The sequence below is a fragment of the Stenotrophomonas sp. YJH_SMC_46 genome, assembly GCF_059370315.1.
The window spans coordinates 294,176-310,592 of the sequence record NZ_JCAFTO010000004.1; the positions used below are offsets into that span (position 1 = coordinate 294,176).

At 66.4% G+C, this 16,417-nt stretch carries 18 protein-coding genes and 1 riboswitch; of the genes, 13 read left to right on the forward strand and 5 right to left on the reverse strand.

Annotated elements, in window-relative coordinates; all coding sequences use genetic code 11:
• Positions 1-10 precede the first annotated feature (10 nt).
• The 3 genes from AC5P8C_RS14940 to ettA form a co-directional block, all read right to left on the reverse strand.
• A complete protein-coding gene (locus AC5P8C_RS14940) occupies positions 11-1,327 on the reverse strand; it encodes an NCS2 family permease (protein WP_019661030.1) in 1,317 nt (438 codons plus the stop codon).
• 64 nt (positions 1,328-1,391) lie between these two features.
• Complete coding sequence (locus AC5P8C_RS14945) at positions 1,392-2,081, reverse strand: outer membrane protein (RefSeq protein ID WP_058980447.1); 690 nt, start codon at positions 2,079-2,081, stop codon at positions 1,392-1,394.
• Positions 2,082-2,315: 234 nt separating this feature from the next.
• Positions 2,316-3,980, reverse strand: a complete 1,665-nt coding sequence (ettA, locus tag AC5P8C_RS14950; RefSeq protein ID WP_005415249.1) for an energy-dependent translational throttle protein EttA — start codon at positions 3,978-3,980, stop codon at positions 2,316-2,318.
• A 252-nt stretch (positions 3,981-4,232) separates the two neighbouring features.
• On the opposite strand from ettA, the gene AC5P8C_RS14955 reads away from it, so the two are divergent.
• The 8 genes from AC5P8C_RS14955 (at position 4,233) to ribD (ending at position 10,334) form a co-directional block, all read left to right on the forward strand.
• Complete coding sequence (locus tag AC5P8C_RS14955; protein WP_019661032.1) at positions 4,233-4,709, forward strand: RcnB family protein; 477 nt, start codon at positions 4,233-4,235, stop codon at positions 4,707-4,709.
• A 186-nt stretch (positions 4,710-4,895) separates the two neighbouring features.
• A complete protein-coding gene (gene glyA, locus AC5P8C_RS14960; RefSeq protein WP_111096754.1) occupies positions 4,896-6,149 on the forward strand; it encodes a serine hydroxymethyltransferase in 1,254 nt (417 codons plus the stop codon).
• Positions 6,150-6,214: 65 nt separating this feature from the next.
• Positions 6,215-6,634, forward strand: a complete 420-nt coding sequence (locus AC5P8C_RS14965) for a hypothetical protein (protein ID WP_495219007.1) — start codon at positions 6,215-6,217, stop codon at positions 6,632-6,634.
• Positions 6,635-6,661: 27 nt separating this feature from the next.
• On the forward strand, positions 6,662-7,096 hold the full coding sequence (locus AC5P8C_RS14970) for a hypothetical protein (RefSeq protein WP_495219009.1): 435 nt from the start codon (positions 6,662-6,664) through the stop codon (positions 7,094-7,096).
• 86 nt (positions 7,097-7,182) lie between these two features.
• The gene (locus tag AC5P8C_RS14975; protein ID WP_005415254.1) at positions 7,183-7,620 is read left to right on the forward strand and encodes a hypothetical protein; all 438 of its coding nucleotides are present in this window, start codon (positions 7,183-7,185) and stop codon (positions 7,618-7,620) included.
• Between the two features lie 326 nt (positions 7,621-7,946).
• A complete protein-coding gene (locus AC5P8C_RS14980) occupies positions 7,947-8,381 on the forward strand; it encodes a hypothetical protein (protein ID WP_146257500.1) in 435 nt (144 codons plus the stop codon).
• Between the two features lie 225 nt (positions 8,382-8,606).
• Complete coding sequence (nrdR, locus tag AC5P8C_RS14985) at positions 8,607-9,128, forward strand: transcriptional regulator NrdR (RefSeq protein ID WP_019661036.1); 522 nt, start codon at positions 8,607-8,609, stop codon at positions 9,126-9,128.
• Between the two features lie 120 nt (positions 9,129-9,248).
• Positions 9,249-10,334: a bifunctional diaminohydroxyphosphoribosylaminopyrimidine deaminase/5-amino-6-(5-phosphoribosylamino)uracil reductase RibD gene (gene ribD, locus AC5P8C_RS14990; protein ID WP_495219011.1), complete on the forward strand. Its 1,086-nt coding sequence runs from the start codon at positions 9,249-9,251 to the stop codon at positions 10,332-10,334.
• Between the two features lie 83 nt (positions 10,335-10,417).
• Here the strand turns inward: ribD and AC5P8C_RS14995 are convergent, their stop codons facing one another.
• Positions 10,418-11,302 carry a hypothetical protein gene (locus tag AC5P8C_RS14995; protein ID WP_134958451.1) on the reverse strand — a complete coding sequence of 295 codons (885 nt, stop codon included), beginning with the start codon at positions 11,300-11,302 and terminating at the stop codon, positions 10,418-10,420.
• 152 nt (positions 11,303-11,454) lie between these two features.
• Complete coding sequence (locus AC5P8C_RS15000) at positions 11,455-12,078, reverse strand: outer membrane beta-barrel protein (RefSeq protein ID WP_019661039.1); 624 nt, start codon at positions 12,076-12,078, stop codon at positions 11,455-11,457.
• A gap of 187 nt (positions 12,079-12,265) precedes the next feature.
• A riboswitch (FMN riboswitch) is annotated at positions 12,266-12,411 on the forward strand.
• 74 nt (positions 12,412-12,485) lie between these two features.
• Here AC5P8C_RS15000 and AC5P8C_RS15005 point away from each other — a divergent pair.
• The 5 genes from AC5P8C_RS15005 (at position 12,486) to thiL (ending at position 16,409) form a co-directional block, all read left to right on the forward strand.
• Positions 12,486-13,112 carry a riboflavin synthase gene (locus AC5P8C_RS15005; protein WP_026347132.1) on the forward strand — a complete coding sequence of 209 codons (627 nt, stop codon included), beginning with the start codon at positions 12,486-12,488 and terminating at the stop codon, positions 13,110-13,112.
• Positions 13,109-14,209 (forward strand): 3,4-dihydroxy-2-butanone-4-phosphate synthase, encoded by a 1,101-nt coding sequence (gene ribB / locus AC5P8C_RS15010; RefSeq protein WP_495219013.1) that lies wholly within the window; start codon positions 13,109-13,111, stop codon positions 14,207-14,209. Before AC5P8C_RS15005 ends, ribB begins: the two co-directional genes overlap by 4 nt.
• Positions 14,210-14,369: 160 nt before the next feature.
• Positions 14,370-14,837 carry a 6,7-dimethyl-8-ribityllumazine synthase gene (ribH, locus tag AC5P8C_RS15015; RefSeq protein WP_010481977.1) on the forward strand — a complete coding sequence of 156 codons (468 nt, stop codon included), beginning with the start codon at positions 14,370-14,372 and terminating at the stop codon, positions 14,835-14,837.
• A complete protein-coding gene (gene nusB, locus AC5P8C_RS15020) occupies positions 14,834-15,313 on the forward strand; it encodes a transcription antitermination factor NusB (protein WP_005408062.1) in 480 nt (159 codons plus the stop codon). Before ribH ends, nusB begins: the two co-directional genes overlap by 4 nt.
• Before the next feature lie 130 nt (positions 15,314-15,443).
• Positions 15,444-16,409 carry a thiamine-phosphate kinase gene (gene thiL / locus AC5P8C_RS15025; protein ID WP_495219014.1) on the forward strand — a complete coding sequence of 322 codons (966 nt, stop codon included), beginning with the start codon at positions 15,444-15,446 and terminating at the stop codon, positions 16,407-16,409.
• The last annotated feature ends 8 nt before the right edge of the window (positions 16,410-16,417 follow it).

Sequence of the window (16,417 nt, forward strand, 5' to 3'; positions counted from 1 at the left end):
CAGCCAGGCATCATTCCAGCGCGTAGCGCAGGGTGAACAGCACCGCCACCAGCCACACCGCCGGATGCACTTCGCGCCAGCGGCCGGTGCCCGCCTTGAGCGCGGCATAGGCGATGAAGCCGAAGGCCAGGCCGTTGGCAATGGAGTAGGTGAACGGCATTGCCAGCGCACACAGCGCGGCCGGCACCGATTCGGTCAGGTCGCTCCAGTCCACCTCCACCAGTTCGCGCAGCATCAGGCCGGCCACGAACAGCAGCGCCGGTGCGGTGGCATAGCTGGGCACCATCGACGCCAGCGGCGAGAACAGCAGCGCGGCCAGGAACAGTGCCGACACCACCAATGCGGTCAGGCCGGTGCGGCCGCCCACCTGCACGCCCGAGGCGCTTTCGGCAAAGGCCGTGGTGCTGCTGGTGCCGAGCACCGAACCGGCCACGATGGCGGTGCTGTCGGCCAGCAGCGCGCGGCCGAAACGCTTCTGCGCGCCGGGCAGCTTCAGCAGGCCGGCGCGACCGACCACGCCGTACAACGTGCCGGTGGCATCGAACACTTCCACCAGCACGAACACCAGCACCACCTGCAGCAATACGGCGATCGGCGCACCACCGTCATGGTGCAGCAGGCCCGGCAGGTCCAGCTGCAGGAAGGTCGGCGCCAGGCTCGGCGGCAGCGAAACCAGGCCCTGGTACTGCACATCGCCCAATGCCCAGCCGGCGCCGGTCACCGCCAGGATGCCGATCAGGATCGCACCACGCACGCGGCGCGCTTCCAGCACCGCGATCAGCAGGAAGCCGGCCAGTGCCAGCAGCGGCGGCGCCGTGTTCAACGGTCCCAGTGCCACCAGCGTATCTTCATTGCCGACAATCACGCCGGATTTCTGCAGCGCGATGATCGCCAGGAACAGGCCGATGCCGGCCACGATGGCCGAGCGCAGCGACGAAGGAATGCCCGATACCAGCCATGCCCGAACGCCGGTCAGTGACAGCACCAGGAACACCAGGCCGGAGATGAACACCGCCGCCAGCGCCTGCTGCCACGGCAGGCCGGCAGCACCAACCACGGTGAAGGCGAAGAACGCGTTCAGGCCCATGCCCGGTGCCATGCCGACCGGGAAGTTGGCGGCCAGCGCCATCACCGCCGAACCCAGTGCAGCAGCCAGGCAGGTGGCCACGAACACCGCGCCGGCGTCCATGCCGGTGGTGCCGAGGATCTCGGGGTTCACGAAGACGATGTAAGACATCGTCAGGAAGGTGGTGACACCGGCCAGCAGCTCGGTGCGCACGGTGGTGCCGTGCTGCTGCAGCTGGAACAGGCGCTCGAACAGGGACATCGCAGATCTCTCATGCCTGCGCGCCCTGCCGCCCCGGGGGACCTGCGGGTACGTCGCCAGGCGGTTAGAAGTGGTAGTTCAACTTCAGCGTAACGCTGCTGTAGTCGGTATGGAAGCTGCGACGCGCCGCAGCGGGGTAGTTGGGGTCTTCCAGGGTCACCGGGCTGGAACCCAGGTGGGTGTAGCGGTATTCGGCACCGGCCGAGAGGCGCTCGTTGAAGCGGTACAGCACGCCTGCGGTGGCGTGGGCGCCGGTGGAAAGGTGCGAGGCGCGGGTCTCGAACTCGGCCACGCGGCAGCCGTTGGTGGCCTCCACCAGCGACTTGTCGCAGCCCAGCGTGAATTCCTGCTGGGCCACGGTCACGCCCGCGCCGACATAAGGCAGCCAGCGGCCCATCGCACGGCCCAGCGTTACATCGAGGGTGCCAGAACGGGTCAGCGCGTCTTCGCCGTAGTACGGGCTGTACTGGTGCTGTTCGCGATCCTTCCAGTCACGGGTGACGTTGCCGAACGACAGCGTGCCTTCAACGCCGACCACGATGCTGTTGTCGAACTGCCAGCGACGGCCGCCCTGCACGCCGCCGGTGAAGCCGCGCACGCTCTTTTCCGAGGCGTTGGCATTGCTGCGGTCCTTGCTGTGCCCCTCGCCATGCGAGGCCTGGGCACCCAGGTAGAAGCCGTCCCAGTCGGTGGTCGCGGCCGTGGCGGTGCCCGACAGCATCACGGCTGCCGTGGTGATGATCAGTGCTTTCATTGGAATTTCCTACGTTGGGGGATGAATCGGGGCGTAGGAAAACCGATGTGGGCGCGCGGAAACATACAACGAATTGCAAAGTCCGATTACGACAGGGATTCAAGCCCGCTTGAGGCGCCCGCGTTCATCAACGGTTGAATCGCGGCCAGCGAAAACGCCCGGAAGGCGGGCGTCAGGAACGCCTGAAAGACGAAAGGCCGCGCGAGCGCGGCCTTTCGTTTTCTGCGGCGGGGCTTACTTCAGCGCCTTGAAGCGCAGGCGCTTCGGCGCAGCGTCGTCGCCCATGCGGCGCTTCTTGTCTTCCTCGTACTCGCGGTAGTTGCCCTGGAAGAACTCCACGTGCGAGTCGCCTTCGAAAGCGATGATGTGCGTGGCAATGCGGTCCAGGAACCAGCGGTCGTGCGAAATCACGAAGGTGTTGCCCGGGAACTCCAGCAGCGCATCTTCCAGCGCACGCAGCGTTTCGATGTCCAGGTCGTTGGACGGTTCGTCCAGCAGCAGCACATTGCCACCCTGCAGCAGGGTCTTGGCCATGTGCAGGCGGCCACGCTCACCACCGGACAGCGAACCGACCATCTTCTGCTGGTCCTGGCCCTTGAAGTTGAAGCGGCCGATGTAGGCGCGCGACTGGATCTCGATGCCGTTGATGTTGAGGATGTCCAGGCCGCCGGCGATTTCCTGGAAGACGTTGTGGTTGCCTTCCAGCTTGTCGCGGCTCTGGTCCACGTAGGACAGCTGCACGGTCGGGCCGATCACGATCTCGCCCGAATCCGGCTTTTCCTGGCCGGTGATCATCTTGAACAGGGTCGACTTGCCGGCGCCGTTCGGGCCGATGATGCCGACGATCGCGCCCGGCGGAATCAGCATCGAGAGGTTGTCGATCAGCAGGCGGTCGCCGAACTTCTTGGAGACGTTCTTGAACTCCATCACCATGTTGCCCAGGCGCTCGCCCGGCGGAATGAAGATTTCGTTGGTCTCGTTGCGCTTCTGGTAATCCTGCGACTGCAGCTCTTCCAGGCGGGCCAGACGGGCCTTGCCCTTGGAACGGCCGCCCTTGGCGTTCTGGCGCGACCACTCCAGTTCCTTCTGGATCGCCTTCTGGCGGGCCTTTTCCTGGTTTTCTTCCTGCTTCAGGCGCTCATCCTTCTGCACCAGCCATTCGGTGTAGTTGCCCTTCCACGGAATGCCGCGGCCGCGGTCCAGTTCCAGGATCCACTCGGCGGCGTTGTCCAGGAAGTAGCGATCGTGGGTAACGGCCACCACGGTGCCGGTGTAGCGCGCCAGGAACTGTTCCAGCCATTCCACCGACTCGGCGTCGAGGTGGTTGGTCGGTTCGTCCAGCAGCAGCATGTCCGGCTTCTGCAGCAGCAGGCGGCACAGCGCCACGCGGCGCTTTTCACCACCGGACAGGTTGGCGATCTTGGCATCCCACGGCGGCAGGCGGAGCGCATCGGCGGCCACGTCCAGCTGGTTTTCCAGGGTATGCGCATCACCGGCGGCCAGGATCGCCTCCAGGCGCTCCTGCTCCTTGGCCAGCGCGTCGAAGTCGGCACCTTCCTCGGCGTAGGCGGCATACACCGCTTCCAGCGCAGCCTGCGCCTGCAGCACTTCGCCCACGCCTTCCTCGACCGACTCGCGCACGGTCTTGTTCGGGTCCAGTTCCGGTTCCTGCGCCAGGTAGCCGACCTTGATGCCCGGCTGCGGGCGGGCCTCGCCCTCGAAATCGGTGTCCACGCCGGCCATGATCTTCAGCACGGTGGACTTGCCGGCGCCGTTCAGGCCCAGCAGGCCGATCTTGGCACCCGGGAAGAAGGACAGCGAGATGTCCTTGATGATCTGCCGCTTGGGCGGGACCACCTTGGACACGCGGTTCATGGTGTAGATGTATTGCGACGACATGAGGTCTCCGTAGGCGCGGCCCTGCACCCGACCCGTCACGGGAACATCCCGTTGCGGCAGCGGGCACAGACTGGAATGGAATGCCGCCAATTATAGCCGGAACCGGTTCCGGGCCGCGCCCGGCGCAGGGGCGCCGGCTGGCCGTGGCCTGAATACTCCGTCACAGTCCTGCAGCGGGAAGCGTTTCCAGCCGGAAACGGTTCAGATCGGTTGCGCAATATGGGCTCACCACCACCCAAACAGAGGTCTGACATGCGCATCAATCGAGTAATGGCCAGCGCCGTGGCCTCTGTGCTGGCGCTCGGTGCCGTGGCTCCCGCCTTCGCCGACAACGACCACCGCCGCGGCCACGACCGCCGCGAGTGGCGCGAGGACCGCCGCGAGTGGCGACAGGACCGCCGTGACTGGGAACGCGACCGCCGCGAGGCCCGGCGCGACTGGGAACGCGACCGCCGCGACTGGCACCGCGACCATGACCGCTACTACCGCCCGGCACCGCCGCCGCGCGTGGTCTATCGACCGGCCTATGGCCCGGGCTACGGCTGGAAGGTCGGCCACCGCTACCGCGACTACTACCGTGGCCCGATCTACGTGGTGAACGACTACCCGCGCTACCACCTGCGCCGCCCGCCGCATGGGCACCACTGGATCCGCGATGACCGCGGCAACATGCTGCTGGTGGCGGTGGCGACCGGCATCATCGCCGACTACATCATCAACAGTCGCTGAGGATCGCGGCCGGGGTCGGATCCCTTTCCAACGGAAAGGGCCCTGATCCCACAACATCCCTGGAAACCATACGGGGCCGGATTCCTTCGGGAGTGCCGGCCCCGGCCTTTTCGGCCCCGGCAGGCCGGGGCGGGGCTACAATCAGGGGCTGAGCCGTACCCCTTTCCCTGCCTGCTGGAGTACCCGATGTTCCCGCGTGACGTCCGCATCGAAACCTACGATCCCGAACTGGCCAAGGCCATCGCCGCTGAGACCCAGCGCCAGGAAGACCACGTCGAGCTGATCGCCAGCGAGAACTACACCAGCCCGGCGGTGATGGAAGCCCAGGGCAGCCAGCTGACCAACAAGTACGCCGAAGGCTACCCGGGCAAGCGCTACTACGGCGGCTGCGAATACGTGGACATTGCCGAGCAGCTGGCGATCGACCGCCTCAAGCAGCTGTTTGGTGCCGACTACGCCAACGTGCAGCCGCACAGCGGCTCGCAGGCCAACCAGGCCGTGTACTTCGCCCTGCTGCAGCCGGGTGACACCATCCTCGGCATGAGCCTGGCCCACGGCGGCCACCTCACCCACGGTGCCAAGGTGAATGCCTCGGGCAAGCTGTTCAACGCCGTGCAGTACGGCGTGAACGACCAGGGCCTGATCGATTACGACGAAGTCGAGCGCCTAGCCCTGGAGCACAAGCCGAAGATGGTCGTTGCCGGCTTCTCGGCCTATTCGCAGGTGATCGACTGGGCGCGCTTCCGCGCCATCGCCGACAAGGTCGGTGCCTACCTGTTCGTCGACATGGCCCACGTGGCCGGCCTGGTCGCCGCTGGCGTCTACCCGAGCCCGCTCGAGCACGCCCACGTGGTGACCTCCACCACCCACAAGACCCTGCGCGGCCCGCGTGGCGGCATCATCATCGCCAAGGGCGCCGACGAAGACCTGGTGAAGAAGCTGCAGTCGATCGTGTTCCCGGGCATCCAGGGCGGTCCGCTCATGCACGTCATCGCCGGCAAGGCCGTGGCCTTCAAGGAAGCGCTGGAACCGGCCTTCAGGACCTACCAGCAGCAGGTGGTGAAGAACGCCCAGGCGATGGCCAATACGCTCATCGCGCGCGGCTACAAGATCGTCTCCGGCGGCACCCAGAACCACCTCATGCTGGTGGACATGATCGGCAAGGACGTGTCCGGCAAGGACGCGGAAGCCGCGCTGGGCAAGGCCCACATCACCGTCAACAAGAACTCGGTGCCGAACGACCCGCGTTCGCCGTTCGTGACCTCGGGCCTGCGCCTGGGTACCCCGGCGGTGACCACCCGTGGTTACGTCGAACAGGACTGCGTGGACCTGGCCAACTGGATTGCCGACGTGCTCGATGCACCGAACGACGACGCCGTCATCGCCCGCGTGCGCGACGCCGTCAGCGCGCAGTGCCGCAAGTACCCGGTCTACGGCTGATCGGGTTGGGGTCGGACCTCTTCCCGCAGGGAAGGGCTCTGACCCCGGCATTGCAGCGATCGCGCATGGATGAGCGCCGCCTCAGATACCTGTACGCCACCCTGGCCGTGCTGTTCGGCCTGCCCAGCCTGGTGGCCGGCGGCGTTGCGGCACTGATGCTGCTGCTGACGGGGCTGGGCCAGTTCGGCCATGGCACGCTGTCTGCGGTGACCGTGATGCCGCTGTGGGGCCTGGCCGGCATTGCCGGCTGCCTGGCTTGGTTGTGGCTCAGCGCCGGGTATCTGCTGCAGGGGCGTGCCGGGCTGCAGGTGCATCGCCTCTGGTGGTGGATGCTGCTGGCCGGCGGTCTTGCCGCCGTGCCCCCGCTGGGGCTGGCGCTGTGGTGGAGCAGCACCGTCCACGCCGAAGGCATCGCCCTGCTGCTGTTCGGCCCGTCGATGCTGGTGCCGGCTGCGATGCTGGTGTGGATCAAGCGCCGGGCATGACGTGGCCCATGGAAGGACATCGAACGCATGGATGAGCGCCTGCACAAGCGCTGGATGGCGATCGCCGGCCTGCTGGTGGGCCTGCCCACCGTGGCGGCAGGCGGCACGGGTGCCGTGCTGGGGCTGATGGCCGTATGGGACGGCAAGTACCTGACGGGCGACGAGTACACGCTGTTGCTGCTGTGGTCGTCGGCCGGCATCATCGGCCTGCTGTCGTGGCTGTGGCTGAGCGGGCTGTTCCTGTGGCGCGGTGTTGCCGGCCTTCGCCAATCACCGGTCATGGCCTGGGTCGGCCTGGCGTTGGGTGGCTTGGCCGCGTCGGGCGTGGTCGTCGCCACGCTGTACTCCACGATCAGCAATGGCGAGATCTCGACATTGGGCTTCCTCGGGTTTGGCCCGCCGCTACTGGTGATGTCCGGGCACTTGGCGTGGCTGCGCCGGGGCGCGACCGACGCTGTGTGACTGGTGGTTGGAAGTTTCAGAGAAATTGCATGGTGTGCTGCAGGCGTCAGAACTAGGGTCTTCCGAACTACTGAAAGGAGCCCCCGATGCAACCCTGGCGCCGCCGACACGGCCTCTACCTGCTTCTCCACAGCCTTCTTTTTTCCATTCCCTGCGCGTTGGCTGGCCTGTTGGGTTCGCTGCTGTTGCTGCTAGGGGTATGGGCGCGTGGCGGTGACAACAGCGCAGTTCTTGGATTGCTTGCGATGTGGGGTCTGCTCTCCGTGACGGCGATCCCGCCTGTTTACCAGCTCACAAACACGTGGCAGATGCACGGACCGGATGGATTGAAGCCCGCCGCGCCAGTGCTGGGAACGCTGTTTCTAGTTTCAGCTGCTCAGGCTGTGTCCGCGTTGGTGATAACAGTTTCAAGTCTTGGAGTGCATCCGATACTGCTGATATTGGCAATCGGTTGGGGGGCTCCCTGGATCAGCCTTGCCTGCCACTTCCGATGGCTGTCGAAAGCCAGCGGACAAGTGAAGTGAAGCCGAGTTTGCTGGTCGGGCCCTTCTCAAGTGCTGTTGCGACTCAGTCATGACCGTGCCAGCAGGTATTCCCCTGAGCCAGGCGTGCCGATTCGCCTTCGGCATGGTCGCCGCCACGTTGTAGATCACCGTCAAGCAATGAGAGATATCGACGCTGGAGTTGCTCGGGCATGGGCCGCGATTGCTTGTGATGGAGGGGCGGCTGGTGTGGCTGCGCAGGGAGCACGAACGTCGACTCTCCCACGCAGCTGACTTTCAGACAAATTGCATGGTGTGCGGAAAACCTGCCGCTCAACCTTTCCGCAGTCTTCATTCCGGGGTAGCCCATGAACACGCCGGGTCGCCAGAAGCCTGTTGGTTTGCTTCTGCATCTCCTGCTGTTTTCCATTCCATGTGCTCTGGCGGGGGCATTGATCGCGTTGGTGCTTCTGATGGCATGGCTCAGCCGCCAGCCATCGGAAGTGTTTCTGATGGCCGCCGCAAGTTGGGCGCTCATGTCGGTATGGAGTGCCTACACAGCGCCGATGCTGGCGAACACCTGGCGGACTGCAGGTTCCCAGGGGCTGTGTTCCAAAGCTGCCTGGTTGGAGGCTTTGCCCATTGTTTCTGCAGTCCAGGCGGCGGCAGTTGCGGCGATGCTCTTTGCGGCGATTGGGTGGGACCCCGGACTATTGCTGGTTATGCCTTTCCTGATCGTCTTCGGTGCGCCTTGGGCCAGCCTGAGCTTGCACTTGCGATGGCTGGCAAAGCTGGAGAAATGAGTTGCCCGGTGTGCGCGCCGCCGGTATCTCCGCCCCGAACGGCCATTCTCCGACGAGCCGCGATGGGGCGTTGGGTCTACGGTCTACGCATCACGGTGGTAGTGCTGGCGCCCGACACTCCCCGACCACGGCCGAGCGCTGCCCGGATTTGCTGCCGAACGCTTTCTCAGGTACCTTTGCGACGCTGCCATGACCGTGGCAATTGCTCCCTGAGCCAGGCGTTCCATGCATTGCCCCTTCTGCCAACATGCCGATACCCGGGTCATCGACTCGCGCGTCTCTGAAGACGGCGCGACGATTCGCCGTCGGCGGGAATGCGAAGCCTGCGGCGAGCGCTTCAGCACCCTGGAAACGGTCGAGCTGAAGCTGCCGGCCATCGTCAAGAGCGATGGCACCCGTGAAGCGTTCGACCAGCGCAAGGTCCGCGCGGGGTTCGATCGCGCGCTGCAGAAGCGCGCGGTGCCCGAAGAAAAGATCGAAGCAGCGGTACGTGCGGTGGTGCACCAGCTGCGTATCAGCGGCGAGCGCGAAGTGCCCTCGATCAAGGTTGGCGAGTTCGTCATGAACGAACTGCGCAAGCTCGACCACGTGGGCTACGTGCGCTTCGCTTCGGTGTACCGCAGCTTCGAGGACGTGGCCGATTTCCGCGAGGAGATCGAGAAGCTCGAGCGCGAGCTGCCGGCCAGTACCGAACAGCTGCAGCTGCTGGGCGATGTGATTGCCCTGACCAAGAAAAAGAAAGGCTGACTGCCTCTGCCTTGGGGGTGCCAACCTTGGTGGGCACCGGTGGCCGCATTCACTGGTGGGTGCCAACCGTTGGTTGGCACTGACGGCATGGATCCACACCGGCGGCGTTACCATGGCCGCATGACCACCCCGTTCTCCGTCCTCGACCACCTGCACATGGCCAACGCACTTCGCCTGGCCGAGCGTGCCGCCTACACCACCCGTCCCAATCCGATGGTCGGCTGCGTCATCGCCCATGGCGAACGCGTGGTCGGGCAGGGCTGGCACCAGCGCGCCGGTGGCCCGCATGCTGAAGTGTTCGCGCTGCGCGAGGCCGTCAGCGACGCCCGTGGCGCCACCGCCTACGTCACCCTGGAACCCTGCGCGCACTACGGGCGCACGCCACCGTGTGCGCTGGCACTGATCGAAGCGGGCGTGTCGCGTGTGGTCGCGGCGATGCGCGATCCGTTCCCCAAGGTCGATGGCAGTGGCTTCGATCTGCTGCGCAATGCAGGCATCGAGGTCGCCGAAGGGCTGATGGCGGCGCAGGCGCGCGAGCTCAACAAGGGTTACCTGTCGCGCGTGGAGCGCAACCGCCCGTGGCTGCGGGTGAAGCTGGCCGCCAGCCTGGATGGCCGTACCGCGATGGCCGATGGCAGCTCCAAGTGGATTACCGGTCCGGCCGCGCGCGAAGACGTGCAGCACTGGCGCGCACGTGCGGGTGCGATCCTGACCGGCGCCGACACCGTGCTGGCCGACGATCCGATGCTGACCGTGCGCCTGGCCGATACCGAGGTGATGCCACCGCTGCGCGTGGTGCTCGATTCACGCCTGCGTTCGCTGGAATGCAGCCGTGTGCGCGAGGGTGGGGCGCCGACGTTGTACCTGCATGGCGCAGCAGTAAGCGCACCGGATGCGGCCGACGCCGAGTTTGCCAGCGTGCCCTGTGTTGATGGGCGGTTGGACCTGGGCGCGGTACTGGCGCTGCTGGCCGAACGTGGCATCAACGAAGTGCATACCGAAGCCGGCGCGACGCTGGCCGGTGCCTTGCTGCGCGGCGGCTGGGTGGACGAACTGCTGCTGTATCAGGCGCCCACGCTGCTGGGCGATAACGGTCGTCCGCTGCTGGCCGGCCTCGGCATCGAGGCGATGGACCAGCAGCGGCGGCTGCACGTGGTGGATCAGCGGCAGGTGGGTGAGGACATCCGCTTGTTGCTGCGGTCGTAGCGCAATGACATGCGCCGGGCATTGTCCGGCGCATGTCGTGGGATGGAACCGCCGGGCATGGCCCGGCGCTACCGCTTACCACCTCACGCGCATTCGTCGGTCCACATCATCTCGGCGATCGGCCGCAGTGCCTTGCACTCCTGCGTCATCTCCTCGGCCGACTGCACCTGCGCCTTGGCCTTCAGTTCCTCGGCCATCGCATCCACGCCGCTGATCTGCTCCGGCGCGATCTTCGCCACGCAGGCGCGGTGCTGCTGCAGCAGCAGGTCGCAGCCCGGTACGCCGGTTACTTTCGGCGCGCTGGCGGCCTGTGCATCCTGCATCCAGTCCTCGAACGGCGCCAGCGCACCGGCTACGGTGCCCACCAGATCATCGAAATTACCGCTGTACCAGTAGCCGTTGTCCTTGGCCGGGTACAGGGTGAAGGTGCCGCTGACCGGCACGCGCACGCCACTCTGCAGTGCCTGGGTGTAGGCATCGGTGAACTGCTTGCGCGCGGCCGGGCTGGCGTCAGACGCGAGGCTGGCGGCAAAGAGCGGGCGGACCTTGCCCAGGTCGGGCAGCTGGCAGCTGTAGGTGATCCGCGCCAGCTTCTGGTCTTCAACGTATTCGTTGTCTTCGACCACGCTCTTGGTCGCGCGGCACTTCGAATCACGCAGCGCCTTGGCATACAGCGCTTCGGTGGCCGCAGCGTCGGACTTGTCACCGGCGCTGGCCAGCACGGTCTGCCAGGGTTCGGCCAATGCCTTGGCCAGCGCACCCGGGTTGGGGGTCACGGCGTCCTGGCCTTCGAAGGCCGGCTTCAGTGCGTCGTTGAGCGTGCGCGTGGCGGCCGCGTCGTCTTCCAGCAACACGCGTGCGTACAGGTCGAAGGCCTGCTCGGGCGTCAGCTGGGCCGGTGCAGCGCTGGCAAACAGCGGGGCGCACAGCAGCACGCTGGCCAGAAGGGTACGGGTGGGGGTCTTCATGACGGTGTTTTCCTGTTCCAGAGGCGCGCAAGCCTAGCGCATCCAGCGCTACTTTCGATGGCGGCCAGAGGTCACATGGCGGTGTACCCCGGCCAAAAAAACGGGCCCCTTGCGGGGCCCGTTCGATCGCACGACGAGGAGCGATCGTTGGATCAGAAGCTGGCGCGCACGCCGGCCGAGTACTGGGTGACGTCACGGTAGCCGGAGATCTCGCCCACCAGACCCCAGGTCCTGGTGAAGTTGATCTGGCCGCCGACGGTGCCGACCCAGGTGCCCTTGAAGTTGTTGCCGCCGTCCATGTAACCGGCCTTGACCCAACCTTCGGTCATGCGCGACGGCTTGCCACGGATGCCCATGGTGACGCGGCCCAGGTTGGTGTGGTCCTTGTTGCGCAGGCGACCGTAGAAATCGGAGTTGACGGTGATTTCGGCCTGCTGGCGGACCCAGGCGGCGTCAGCGGTAAAGTCGACGCGGTCGGTCCACGGCATGTGGTAGCCGATGCCCAGCTCCGGCTGGTTCAGCTTCAGCTTGTAGGAGCCGTAGTCGTAGTTGTACGACTTGCTGGCGTAGGTCCAACCACCGAACACATGGACCTGTTCGGCGATCGCCACGGAACCACGCAGGTAGCCGCCGTCGACCTTCGGGTCGTCCAGTGCGTTGTCGTCAACCTTGACCTGCGTCCAACCGCCTTCGACGTAGGTGTAGCTCAGGGCGTCGGCCGAAGCCGAGAGCGGGGCGGCGGCCAGCAGGGCGGCCACGATCAGCATCTTGCGCATGGGAATTCCTGTGAATTTCAGTCCATTGGCGGGCCAGCCCTCTCGGCTACCCGTGGGCGACCTCATGTCGTCCGCTGCGAATTTTAATGAAAGTTTTACAAATTGCGAGCGACGGCCGTCACAGCTGTGGCATCCAGCCCCGTTCAGCCCGGGCTGGTACACTGGCCACGCCGGTTCGCCGGTACACAAACGTCTTCAGGGCGGGGTGCAACTCCCCACCGGCGGTAGGTGCGCAAGCACGAGCCCGCGAGCGCCCCGGCCCACGGCCGGGGGTCAGCAGATCCGGTCCAATGCCGGAGCCGACGGTCATAGTCCGGATGAAAGAAGACGGTGCCACAGGGCTCATGCCCTGCGCCCGCCTGTTTGCCTTGCGGCGTTTTTCGCTCACATTCCGCGGAGAACGTTTCTTGTTTACTGGAATCATCGAAGGCGTCGGCCGTCTGGCCGCACGCGAATCCATCGGCGGCGATGTCCGCTTCACCTTCAATGTCGGAAACCTGCCGTTCGACAACGTGCAGATGGGCGAGAGCATTGCCATCAACGGCGTCTGCCTCACCGTCATCGCATTCGACGCCAGCAGCTTCCAAGCCGATGCCTCCACCGAAACCCTGGGCCTGACCACGCTGGGCCAGCTGGGCGAAGGGGCGGTCATCAACCTGGAGCGCGCCATGCGGCCGACCGACCGCCTCGGCGGCCATCTGGTCAGCGGCCACGTCGACGGCCTTGGCCAGGTCCTGTCCATCCACGAAGACGCGCGTGCCCAGCGTTGGCGTTTCGCCGCGCCGGCCTCGCTGCGCCGCTACATAGCCAGGAAGGGCTCGATCTGCGTGGACGGCGTCAGCCTCACCGTCAACGAAGTGGACGATGAGGGTTTTGAAGTCGCCCTGATCCCCCACACGGTAGCCAACACCGCCTTCTCCGCCACCGGCGTGGGCAGCGCGGTGAACCTGGAAATCGATCTGGTCGCCCGTTACGTGGAGCGGCTGATCAGCGTGCCGACCAACGGTCAACACCCCCAGGGAGACGTCGCATGAATTTCGCCCCGATCCCGGAAATCCTGGAAGACATCCGCCAGGGCCGCATGGTGGTCATCGTCGATGACGAAGACCGCGAGAACGAAGGCGACCTGATCATGGCCGCCGAGCTGGTCAAGGCAAGTGACATCAACTTCATGGTCACCCACGGCCGTGGCCTGGTGTGCCTGCCGCTGACCCGCACCCGCGCCGCCGACCTCGGCCTGGCGCCGATGGTGCAGGCCAATACCGCCCAGTTCCAGACCAACTTCACGGTCAGCATCGAGGCTGCCGAGGGCGTCACCACCGGCATTTCGGCGCATGACCGCGCGCACACCATCCGCACCGCGGTGAAGCCCAATGCCAAGCCGTCGGACCTGCACCAGCCGGGCCACATCTTCCCGCTGATCGCCCAGCCGGGCGGCGTGCTGACCCGCGCCGGCCATACCGAAGCCGGCGTCGACCTGGCCATGCTGGCCGGGCTGGAACCGGCCGGCGTGCTGGTGGAGATCCTGAACCCGGATGGCAGCATGGCGCGCCGCCCGGAACTGGAAGTGTTCGCCCGCGAGCACGGCCTGAAGATGGGCTCCATCGCCGACCTGATCGCCTACCGCCTGGCCACTGAAAAGACCGTCGAACGCGTGGACGAGCGCGAGATCGACACCGAATTCGGCCCGTTCAAGCTGGTCACCTACCGCGACCGCATCGCCCACGACCTGCATTTCGCCCTGGTCCGTGGCACGCCGGATGCCGACACCCCCACCCTGGTACGGGTGCAGGTGGAAAACCCGCTGGCCGACCTGCTGCACTGGCGCCGCGACGATTTCGGCGTGGCCGCCACCGATGCCCTGCGTGCGATCGATGCTGAAGGCAGTGGCGTGATGGTGGTGCTGCAGGCCCCGCGTGATAGCGAGGCCCTGCTGGCCCGCCTGCGCCAGCAGCCGGCGCCGGTGGTGCCGGGCAAGGACAAGGACGTGAGCCAATGGCGCCGCAACGGTGCCGGCGCGCAGATCCTGTCCGACCTGGGCCTGGGCAAGCTGCGCGTGCTGGGCACCCCGCGCCGCCAGATCGGCCTGGCCGGGTACGGCCTGGAAGTGGTGGAGACGGTTACCCCGTAACGCGCCCGCTGCGCTCGCCGGGCATGGCCCGGCGCTACCCCGGCGCCCCCTAATCCGGTAGCGCCGGGCCATGCCCGGCGGGTTCCCCAGGCCCCCGCCAGCCACGGCCGGGGCCCATCCACGCTAGAATTACCCCCTTATCGAGTCCCCCAAGCCGCATATGAGCCACTACGAAGGCGATCTTCGCACTCCCGAATCGGCGCGCTTCGCCATCCTGGCCAGCCGCTGGAACGCCCGCATCACCGATACGCTGGTCGCTGGCGCCCGCCAGAGCCTGGCCGGCAACGGCATCACCGAAGCCAACATCGACGTGATCCGCGTGCCGGGTGCCTGGGAGCTGCCGCTGGTGGCCGCGCGCCTGGCCGCGGCCCATGAACACGCCGCCATCCTCACCCTGGGCTGCGTGATCCGTGGCGATACCCGCCACTACGAACACGTGGCCGACCGCTGCGCCGAAGGCCTGATGCGCGTGCAGCTGGACTTCGGCGTGCCGGTGCTGAACGGCGTGCTGGCGGTGGAACGCGTTGAAGACGCCGAGGCCCGCGCAGGCGGCAGCCACGGCAACAAGGGCGAGGAAGTCGCACTCGCCGCATTGGAAATGGTCAATCTTCTGGAGCAGCTGCCATGAACAAGAACACCCAGGGCAAGCCCTCCGGTAAACCCGTCCGCCGCGATGGCGTCGATCCGGTGCTGCGCTCGCGCGCCCGCCGTCGTGCCGTGCAGGCCATCTACGCCTGGCAGATCTCCGGTGGCAACGCGCAGTCGCTGATCGCCCAGTTCGCCCACGAGCAGGCCCGCGAAATCGCCGACCTGGCGTATTTCGAGGCGCTGCTGCACGGCGTGCTCGACAACCGTCGCGACATCGACGAAGCGCTCGGCCCGTACCTGGACCGTGGCATCGAGGAAGTGGACGCGATCGAACGCGCGGTGCTGCGCCTGGCCGCCTACGAACTGCGCTACCGCCTGGATGTGCCGTACCGCGTGGTGATCAACGAAGCCATCGAATCGGCCAAGCGCTTCGGTTCCGAACACGGCCACACCTACGTCAACGGCGTGCTGGATCGTGCCGCCGTGGAATGGCGCAAGGTCGAATCGGGTCACTGACCCGGTTCTGCTCGTCCTGGACGGGTCGTGACCTGCTGGGTCGATACCGGCCCTGACTCCGCTTCTGGTGGGTGCCAACCCTGGTTGGCACCGATGCCCGATATCGCCGCCACCCCCACGGGAACGCCCCATGTCCCTGGCTGAATTCGCCCTCATCGACCGCATCCGCGCCCGCACCGCCGAGCGCGACGACATCGTGCTCGGTATTGGCGACGACGCCGCACTGCTGCAGCCACGCCCGAACGAACAGCTGGTGGTCACCGCCGATACGCTCAACAGCGGCGTGCACTTCCCGGCCGAAACGCCGGCGTTCGATATCGGCTGGAAGACGCTGGCCGTCAACCTGTCCGACCTCGCCGCGATGGGCGCGCGCCCGGCGTGGTGCACGCTGGCGCTGTCGTTGCCGGAAGCCAGCGAAGACTGGATCGAGGCCTTCGCCGACGGTTTCTTCGCACTGGCCGACCAGCACGACATCGCCCTGATTGGTGGCGACACCACGCGTGGCCCGCTGTCGCTGTCGGTCACTGCGATGGGGCAGGTGTCGCGCGGCCAGGCGCTGCGTCGTGATCGCGCACAGATTGGCGATGACATCTGGGTCAGCGGCACCCTCGGCGACGCTGCCGGTGCGCTGCGGTTGTGGCAGCAGGGGGCGCTGAACGTGGCCACCGCCACGCTGCTGGCCGATTACGAAAGCCTGCGCCTGCGCCTGCTGCGGCCGACCCCGCGCGTCACCCTCGGCCTGCGCCTGCGTGCGTTCGCGCATGCGGCCGTGGATATCTCCGATGGGTTGCTGGCCGACCTTGGCCACATCGCGGCACGCAGCGGTGTGCGTGCCGAAGTCGATGCCGATGCGTTGCCGATGTCTGCGGCGCTGCGCGAACTGCTGGGCCGCGATGCTGCCCGTGAGTGCGCGCTGCACGGCGGCGACGATTACGAACTGTGCTTCACGGCAGCTGCCGACCAGCGCGACGCGCTGCATTACCTCGCCGAATCGCTGGATCTGCCGATCACCCGCATCGGCCGCATCATGGAAGGGCAGGGCGTGCATACCGAAGGCCACGACGGCCCGAGCGGATACGAGCACTTCGCCGGCTGAGTGCGCGG